The organism is Mesorhizobium sp. M4A.F.Ca.ET.020.02.1.1 (genome assembly GCF_004022645.1).
Taxonomy (GTDB): domain Bacteria; phylum Pseudomonadota; class Alphaproteobacteria; order Rhizobiales; family Rhizobiaceae; genus Mesorhizobium.
This window is the reverse complement of sequence record NZ_RZOI01000214.1, coordinates 1-8,270: the sequence shown is the minus strand read 5'-3', so window position 1 is coordinate 8,270 and position 8,270 is coordinate 1. Positions and strand designations below refer to the sequence as shown.

Here is an 8,270-nt window from a genome sequence, read left to right as displayed (position 1 = left end):
GATCTCGGCGATCGCGGCGTTGACCGCCGCGTCGTCGAGCACGTCCAGTTTGCGGGTCTTGATGCCTGACGTCCTGGCGAGTTCGGCGAGCAGCGCCTCGTTGATGTCGGTGGCATGGACCATGGCGCCGGCCTTGGCGAAAGCCAGTGCGCTCGCCCGGCCGATGCCTTGCGCCGCCGCGGTGACAACAACCACCTTGCCTGCCAGATCCGCCATTCTTTCTCTCCAGGTTCTCGCGAGCGTTTTAGCGGCAGCCAGGCGGGACGCAATGTGCCAGGCGGACACTATGGTCCCGCCTGAGCCGCTGTCTGCTGGAGGCCAATTGTTTTTTCTCGGTAAAGAACATTTCCGAACCCGTCAAGCCCGAAGGCTGCGACAAACGCCGCACCGGTCAGGTGTCAATCGCCGTAGGGCACCCAGACGTTCTTTACCTCGATGGCACGGCGCAGGAACGCCTCGCCGGCGGCGTCGTCCGATGCCCAGTCGAGGCCGCGGCCATTGCCGCTCCAGACGCGCTTGAGGTTGCCGATGGAGTCGGCCTCCGCCTTGGCGCAGGTCTCGGCATCGGCGAATACCCAGAGCCCGTCGACATCGTCATGCTTGGCCAGCACGCCGGCGAGCTCGGCGCTGCGGCCGGTGACGATGTTGATGGCGCCAGCCGGAATGTCGGAATACTCGATTACCTGATAGAGATCGGTGGCGAGCAGCGGATGCCGCTCGGAAGGCACGGCCACCACGGTGTTGCCCATGGCGAGCGCCGGCGCCACCAGCGAGATGAAGCCGAGCAGCGGCTGATTGTCGGGCGCCACGACGCCGACGACGCCGACCGGCTCGTGCAGGGCAAGCGTGACGGCGCGCGCCGGCGGCTGGTGCACGCGGCCCTCGAACTTGTCGGTCAGGCCGGCATAGAGGAACAATCGTTCGATCGACCGCTCGACCTCCTCGCGCGCGGCCTTCGCCGTCACGCCGGTCAGCTGGACCAGACGGGCGGCGAACTCGTCGGCGCGGCCGGACAGGTTTTCAGCCAGATAGTAAAGCACCTGGCTGCGATTGAATGCGGTCGCCTCCGGCCACGCCTTGCATGCGCGGGCAGCGGAAACCGCATCGCGGATGTCCTTGCGGTTGCCGAGACCCACTTCGCCGGCAAGCCTGCCCTTGGAGGTTGCGATGGCGAGCGAATAGTTGCCGTCCGGCCGGACCTGCTTGCCGCCGATGAACAGCTTTGCCGTGCGGTCGATGACGGTGCCATCGGCCTGTTCAACAGGCTGAGCTGAAGCGGCAGCCGCTGCCTTGATGACCGGGCCGAGCGGCAGCTTCGCCGCCAGATATTCATACATGCCCTCGCGTCCGCCCTCGCGGCCAAAACCGCTTTCGCGGTAGCCGCCGAAGCCACAGGCGGCGTCGAACATGTTGGTGCCGTTGACCCAGACGACGCCGGCCTTCAGCTGTGGCGCGACATGCAGCGCAAGGTTGATGTTCTCGCTCCAGACCGAAGCGGCAAGCCCATAGCGTGTGTTGTTGGCGAGATCGATCGCTTCCTCGGTGTTGCGGAAGCTCATGACTGCCAGCACCGGGCCGAAGACTTCTTCCTGGGCAAGTATATTAGCCGGCGAAACACCGGTGGCGAGCGTCGGCAGGTGGTAGTAGCCGGAAGACGGCAAGGCCGCGTCCGGCTGCCAGCAGACGGCGCCCTGTTTTGCTCCTTCGGCGACCAGCCCCTTGACCCGGTCGAGCTGGCTGCGGTCGACCAGCGGCCCGATATCGGTGTTCTTGTCGAGTGGGCTGCCGAGACGCAGCCGGCTCATCCTCACCTTGACCTTGGCGATGAAGGCATCGGCGACGCCTTCCTGCACCAGCAGGCGCGAGCCGGCGCAACAGACCTGACCCTGGTTGAACCAGATGCCGTCGACCAGGCCCTCGACGGCGCTGTCGAGATCGGCGTCCTCGAACACGAGGAAGGCCGACTTGCCGCCGAGCTCCAGCGACAGTTTCTTGCCCGATCCGGCGGTCGCCTTGCGGATGATCTTGCCGACCTCGGAGGAGCCGGTGAAGGCGATCTTCTGGATGCCGGGATGGTTGACGATCGCCGCACCCGCTTCCGGCCCGCCCTGGACGATGTTGACGACGCCCTTGGGAACTCCAGCACGCTCGCAGATCTCCGCGAACAGGACAGCGGTCAGCGGCGTGAATTCTGCCGGCTTCAACACCACCGTGCAGCCGGCGGCGAGCGCCGGGGCGATCTTCCAGGCCAGCATCAGCAGCGGGAAATTCCAGGGAATGATCTGGCCGACGACGCCAACACCCTTGTGATCGGGAAAATCCCTGTCCAGCGCCTGCGCCCAGCCGGCATGGTGGATGAAATGGCGGATGGCCAGCGGCACGTCGATGTCGCGGCTCTCGCGGATCGGCTTGCCGTTGTCGATTGATTCCAGCACCGCGAACAGGCGCTGGTGGCGCTGCATGGCGCGGCCGATGGCGTAGAGCACCTTGGCGCGTTGATAGCCTGAGCTGGCGCTCCATTTCGGCAGCGCCTTCGTGGCGGCCGCGACCGCCGCATCGATGTCGGCGGCGCCGGCATCCGAAAGCTTGGCGAGCAGCTTGCCGGAGGACGGCTCGCTGGTCTCGAAGGTCTTGCCGCCGGCGGCTGCCTTCCACTCGCCGCCGATGAACAGCGCCTTGGAGAAGTCGCGGCCAGCGAGCCAGGCATCCGCCTCGTTGCGCGCCTCCGGCGCCGGGCCGTACTCCATGGCGTGATAGCGTTCGAGAATGTTCATGGGGCGCTCCTACCGCAGAAGGTTTTTGGTTCTTGGCGGGCGACTTCGCGGGCTAGGCCATCGCGTGGCGATGGTTGGCCGAATAGTGCCCGGTCAAATGATGCTCGAGCTGACGCTCGATGTCGGTGAGTAGGCTGGACGCACCGAAGCGGAACAGCTCCGGCTCCAGCCACGGTCGCCCAAGCTCTTCCTTCATCAGCACCAGCCAGTCGAGCGAGACCTTGGCGGTGGAAATGCCGCCGGCCGGCTTGAAGCCGATGAGGTAGCCGGTCTCCTCGAAATAGGCGCGGATGGCGCGCACCATGGCGAGGCCGACGGGAAGCGTGGCGTTGACGCTCTCCTTGCCGGTCGAGGTCTTGATGAAGTCGGCGCCCGCCATCATCGCCACCATCGAGGCCAGCATGACGTTGCGCAGCGTGGCGAGGTCGCCGGTGCCAAGGATGACCTTGAGATGCGCGTCGCCGCAGGCCTCGCGCATGGCGACGATCTCGTTGAACAGCTCCTGCCATTTTGCGCCATAGACCAGGCCGCGCGGGATGACGACGTCGATCTCGTCGGCGCCGTCGCGGACCGAGGCCTCGATCTCCTGCAGGCGCGTCGACAATGGCGCCAGGCCGTGCGGAAAGGCGGTGGACACGGCAGCGACATGGATGCCGGTGCCGCGCACCGCATCGACGGCCGTGGCGACGAAGGGATGGTAGACGCAGACCGCGGCCGGCCGGATGGTTTCGCCTTCTATGCCCAGCCCCTCGACGATATCGCGGCGGAACGGGTTGATCGCCTTGGCGCAGAGCCGGCGCACCCGCTCGTCGGTGTCATTGGAGTTCAGCGTCGTCAGGTCCATGCAGGCGACGGCGCGCAGCAGCCAGGCCGCCTGGTTGTCGGCCTTGATCGAGCGTCGCTTGGTCAGCGTCGCGACGCGGCGCTCCAGCGCCGAACGGTTGACGCTGCGCACCGATTCCAGGAAGCCGAGATCGAGCCGCATGCCGGGATTGCGCGCAATATGGCCTTGCGGCACGGGCGTGTTGGCGGCGGCGCGCGCCGGCAGCGAGGTGACCTTGGACGCGCCGAGGTCGGCGTCGCGGATTGTGCTGCTCATCTCCTGCCCTTCCATTCAGCGGCTTGCGCTTAATGCTTCGTGCGCGTCGTTCCCCAAGACCACTCGACAGCTTTGGGCGACACGCACGAAGATAGCCCGTGAAGCAGTGCTCCACGAGTCCTCAAAAGGCTCATAGCGGAAAAAGGCCGCGAAATCAGCTGATTTTTGACCGCATGGTCAAAACGGATTTGAGCGGGAGCTGAAGCCTCCCGGCTACGGCTCAGCCGACGAAGGCGCGCTCGACGACGAAGCTGGCGGGATGGCTGAGCGAACCTTCCTGGAAGCCGAGGCTTTCGGCCAGTTCCTTGACGTCCTTCAGCATGTGCATCGAGCCGCAGATCATGATGCGGTCGGTCTCGGGATTGAGCTTGTCGATGCCGAGGTCGGTGTAGAACTTGCCCGAGCCGATCAGCGCGGTGATGCGGCCCATGCGCGCCGACTCTTCGCGCGTGGTGGAATTGTAGAGGGTGACGCGGCCGCCGGTCAGCTCGCCGATCAGCGGATCGCTCTCGAGTGCCGCCACCAGTTCCTGGCCATAGGTGAGCTCGGCATTGTCGCGGCAGGTATGGGTCAGGATGACCTGGTCGAACTTCTCATAGGTGTCGGGATCGCGCAGCAGGCTGGCAAAGGGCGCGATGCCGGTGCCGGTCGAGATCATGAACACGCGCTTGGCGGGCGTCAGCGCGTCGAGCACCAGCGTGCCGGTTGACTTCTGGCGCATGATGACGGTGTCGCCGACCTGGATCTTTTGCAACTCGGAGGTCAGCGGACCATCCGGCACCTTGATCGAGAAGAATTCCAGCTCGTCGTCCCAGGACGGGCTGGCGACCGAATAGGCGCGGAAGATCGGCTTCTCGGCATTGGGCAGGCCGATCATGACGAACTCGCCGGAGCGAAAGCGCAGCGACTGCGGCCGGGTGATGCGGAACGAGAACAGACGGTCGGTGTAATGCTTCACCGATACGACGGTTTCGGCATAGACATTGGCCGGAATCGGGAACTGCAGCGGCTTGGCGCCGGCGGCGTTCAACGCGGGTGTCGTGTTCATCAAACCCAACCTTCTGGCCCAGGCTTATGGCGCTGGCGCCAAACCTTCTCCTGCGCGCCCGAACGGTCAGGTTCCGGCGTGCTCCTCGCACACTGCCAAGCGGTAAGCTCTTGTGTCCGGAATTTATTAGTATACAAATGATATTTGCGTCAAGATGGTAGCGTAAAACGCCTTTCCAAACCGAGGCATATCCGTAGTCCGCGCATTTCGGGTTTCGACAATGAAAGAGAATTTTTCGGCGCAACCGCGGGATTCCCTGGGCAGCGTCGTCGCCGGCATCGATGTCGGCGGCACCTTCACCGATCTCATCCTGATCGACGGCAAGGATGCCGGCAAGGTGCATATCGCCAAGACCCCGACTACAGTCGAGAACCAGGCTTTCGGCGTCGTTTCGGCGCTCGGCGCGACAGGCTTTGCTGTCGACGGCATCGACCTCATCGTGCATGGCACGACCACCACCACCAACGCGGTGCTAGAACGCCGGCTGGCCAGGACCGGCATGATCACCACGCTCGGCTTTCGCGACGTCATCGAGCTTGGCCGGCGCACGAGGCCGCAGCCCTACGGCATGACGGGGACATTTGTGCCGGTCATTCCGCGCGATCTCAGGCTCGAAGTCGCGGAGCGCGTCGAGGCATCAGGGGCGGTTCGCGTCCCGCTCGACGAGGCAGGCATGCGTGATGCGGTGCAGAGGCTGCTGGACGCCGGCTGCGAGTCACTCGTCATCCACTTCCTGCACTCCTACGCCAATCCTGCGCATGAGCGGCGCGCGGCCGAGATCGCAAGGGGGATCTGGCCGAACGGCTACATCACAACCGGCCATGCGCTGCTGTCGGAAGCGCGCGAATTCGAGCGTGGCGTGACCGCTTCGGTCAACGCCTCGGTGCAGCCGATCCTGGAGCGCTATGTCGAGCGGCTTCGCAAGGAACTCGCCGCGAAGGGCTATGCCCGCGACTTCCTGATCATGAACGGCAATGGCGGCATGATCTCGGCCCGCTTCGTCACCCGGGAATCGGCAAAGACGGTGATGTCCGGCCCGGCCTCGGGCGTCATCGCGGCCGCCTATACGGGCAAGCGCGCCGGCTTCGAGAACCTCGTCACCTACGACATGGGAGGCACCTCGACCGACGTGGCGCTGATTCGCAATGCCGAGCCCGCGGTGTCGAACGAGATCGAGATAGAATATGCGATGCCGATCCATGTGCCGATGGTGGCGGTGCATACGGTCGGCGCCGGCGGCGGCTCGATCGCGCGTGTCGACGCGGCCGGCCTGATCCAGATCGGCCCGGAAAGCGCCGGCGCCAATCCGGGCCCGATCTGCTACGGGCGCGGCGGCACCGAGCCGACCATCACCGACGCCAATCTTGTGCTGGGGCGGCTGGCGCCGAAGAAACTGCTCGCCGTCGACAATCCGGTCACCGTCGAGCGCGTCACCGGCATATTCGAAGACAGGATCGGCAAGCGCACCGGCCTCTCGGGCGTCGAGGCGGCAGGCGCAATCCTGAGGCTCGGCAACATCAAGATGGCCGGCGCCATCCGCATGGTCTCGGTGGCGCGCGGCCACGACCCGCGCGATTTCGCGCTATTCGCCTTCGGCGGCGCCGGGCCTCTGCACGCGACGGCACTCGCCCGTGAGCTTGGGCTGCCAAAGGTGCTGGTCCCGGCGCGGCCAGGCATCACCAACGCGCTCGGCTGCGTCGTCGCCGATCTCCGGCATGACTTCGTCAACACGATCAACCAGCCGGTGGCGCTGCTCGATGAAGCCTTGCTTCACGAGGTGTTGGAACGGCACCGGAGCGAAGGCGAGGAGCTGATTGCCAAGGAAGCGGTGAAGCCGGACATGATCGGCGTCACACACTCCGCCGACATGCAGTTCGTCGGCCAGACGCACATCATCAACGTGCCGCTGCCATTGTCTACCGTGACCCGCGCGACGCTGCAGCTTCTGTTCGAAAAGGCCTATTTCGCCCGCTTCAAGGTCGAGTTGCCGGAGATCCGCGCCAACCTCGTCAACCTCAACACCTCGGTCACCGGTGTGCGCCCGGCGATCGATCTCTCGCGGCTGATCGACCCGGCTGGGCGCGCGGCGACGCTAGAGGAAGCCCGGCGCGAGACCAGGCCGGTCTGGTATCACGGCACCTGGCACGACACGCCTGTCTATGCCCGCGAAAAACTGCCGCTCGATGCCGTCATCGAAGGACCGGCGATCCTCGAACAGATGGACGCCACCACCGTGCTCGAGCCCGGCGACACGGCACGCGCGGATGCCGACGGCAACATCATCATCGACATCGGCGAGGCCTGAGATGAGCACGCTCGACACCATCACGCTTTCGGTCCTGCAGGCGGCACTGCAGCAGGTTTGCGACGAGATGGATCTGACGTTTTCCCGCGCGGCGTTCTCGCCCGTCATCGCCGAGGCCAATGACCGCTCCGACGGCATCTATTCGGCGGTTGACGGTTCGCTGATCGCGCAGGGCAGCCAGGGCCTGCCGGTGTTCGTCGGCGTCATGCAGTATTCGACGAAAACCGTGATCGAGATGATCGCCGATGGCCGCTGCCTGGCGCCCGAGCCGGGCGACATCTACATCGTCAACGATCCCTATCTCGGCGGCACCCATCTGATGGATGTGCGCTTCGTCATGCCGGTCTACCGCGGCGAAAAGATCTTTTGCTGGCTCTCCAACACCGGCCACTGGCCGGACATTGGCGGTTCGGTGCCGGGCGGCTTTTCCGCTTCGGCCACCGCCGTCGAGCAGGAGGGGTTGCGGCTGCCGCCTGTGAAACTGTTCAAGAAGGGCGTGCTCGATCCGGAGATTTACGCCATCATCTGCTCCAACATCCGCGTCGCCGACCAGCGCATCGGCGACATCCGCGCCCAGGCCGCGGCACTGCTGATCGGACAGGACAGGCTCAACGGAATCCTGGATCGTTACGGTAATGAAACGGTTATCGAGGCGATCGCCGAGCTGCGCCGCCGCGCCGCCGACCAGATGCGCGCCAACATCGCCGCCATTCCGGACGGCGTCTACCGCTCCAAGGCCTTCGTCGATTCCGACGGCGTGGTGAACGAGCCGCTGACGATTGCGCTCGCCGTCGAGAAAAAGGGCGACACGCTCACCTTCGACTTCGCCGGCTCCTCGAAACCCTGCGCCGGGCCGATGAACAGTGTGCTGGCGACGACGCTGTCGTCGGTCTATCTCGCCATGCGGCATATCTTCCCGGATGTGCCGATCAGCGCCGGCGCCTTCGAGCCGCTTGACGTCAAGCGGCCGGAAGGGACCTTCCTCGACGCCCGCTATCCGCGTCCGGTCTCGGGCTGCGCGGCGGAGGGCTCGCAGCGCATCGC

Annotated in this window: 6 protein-coding genes; 2 read left to right on the top strand and 4 right to left on the bottom strand. The window is 65.3% G+C overall.

Annotation, left to right across the window (positions count from 1 at the left end):
- The 4 genes from EN742_RS15470 to EN742_RS15455 all read right to left on the bottom strand — a co-directional run.
- Positions 1–216 (bottom strand): SDR family NAD(P)-dependent oxidoreductase (locus tag EN742_RS15470; protein WP_128332991.1); only part of this gene is annotated, 216 nt, incomplete at its 3' end.
- A 182-nt stretch (positions 217–398) separates the two neighbouring features.
- Positions 399–2,774, bottom strand: coding sequence for an aldehyde dehydrogenase family protein (locus EN742_RS15465; RefSeq protein ID WP_127405349.1), 2,376 nt, complete (start codon positions 2,772–2,774; stop codon positions 399–401).
- A 52-nt stretch (positions 2,775–2,826) separates the two neighbouring features.
- The gene (deoC, locus tag EN742_RS15460) at positions 2,827–3,873 is read right to left on the bottom strand and encodes a deoxyribose-phosphate aldolase (protein WP_126056904.1); all 1,047 of its coding nucleotides are present in this window, start codon (positions 3,871–3,873) and stop codon (positions 2,827–2,829) included.
- A 220-nt stretch (positions 3,874–4,093) separates the two neighbouring features.
- Positions 4,094–4,921 (bottom strand): ferredoxin--NADP reductase, encoded by an 828-nt coding sequence (locus EN742_RS15455; protein WP_126056903.1) that lies wholly within the window; start codon positions 4,919–4,921, stop codon positions 4,094–4,096.
- Positions 4,922–5,141: 220 nt separating this feature from the next.
- Here EN742_RS15455 and EN742_RS15450 point away from each other — a divergent pair, with 220 nt between their 5' ends.
- Together EN742_RS15450 and EN742_RS15445 are read left to right on the top strand one after the other, a co-directional pair.
- A complete protein-coding gene (locus tag EN742_RS15450) occupies positions 5,142–7,226 on the top strand; it encodes a hydantoinase/oxoprolinase family protein (RefSeq protein ID WP_127406072.1) in 2,085 nt (694 codons plus the stop codon).
- A gap of 1 nt (position 7,227) precedes the next feature.
- Positions 7,228–8,270, top strand: a 1,043-nt coding sequence (locus tag EN742_RS15445; RefSeq protein WP_189375345.1) for a hydantoinase B/oxoprolinase family protein, incomplete at its 3' end; no start/stop codon positions are given.